Source organism: Mesorhizobium sp. M5C.F.Ca.IN.020.32.2.1 (genome assembly GCF_004023105.1).
GTDB classification, from domain to species: Bacteria; Pseudomonadota; Alphaproteobacteria; order Rhizobiales; family Rhizobiaceae; genus Mesorhizobium; species Mesorhizobium wenxiniae.
Map to the genome: position 1 here is coordinate 1 of NZ_RZSX01001643.1, position 487 is coordinate 487.

General features: G+C 63.7%; 1 protein-coding gene. It reads right to left on the minus strand.

Features of this window, described 5'->3' with window-relative positions:
- Window positions 1-430 (minus strand): biotin/lipoyl-binding protein (locus EOA86_RS37925; protein WP_164892471.1); only part of this gene is annotated, 430 nt, incomplete at its 3' end.
- Window positions 431-487: the final 57 nt, after the last annotated feature.

Consider the following 487-nt stretch of genomic DNA (forward strand, 5'->3'; position numbering starts at 1 on the left):
TCCGTTTTCCAGCCCGCTCGAAATCGCGCGCGGCGCGGTTGGCGTCGGCTTCGGCGCCTTGTAGCGCGGCGATCGCCTGTTCAATAACAGCGCGCTGCAAGTCGATCCGGCTCGATAGATTGGCGAGCAAGGCGCGCTGCATGGCCACTCCGGCGGCAGCTTGGTCAACCCGAGCGCGATAGTCGCGGTCATCAATCCGGAACAGGATGTCCCCAGCTTTCACCGCCTGGTTATCACTCACGGCGACCTCGATGATGTAGCCGCCGACCTTCGGACTGATGGGCGTGACATCACCGCGCACATAAGCATTGTCGGTCGACGTCGAACTGAGAACGGTGAGCCATCGGCCCGGCTGTAACGAAGTCGCCGCAGCGGCGAACACGGCTCCGGCTACGAGAAGACTGCTCAATCCGGCGCTTAGCAGTTTCATGGTTGCGCTCCTGCGCCACCGCTCAGCGGCCGCAAGGGTGGCGCAGGAGCGCAACCA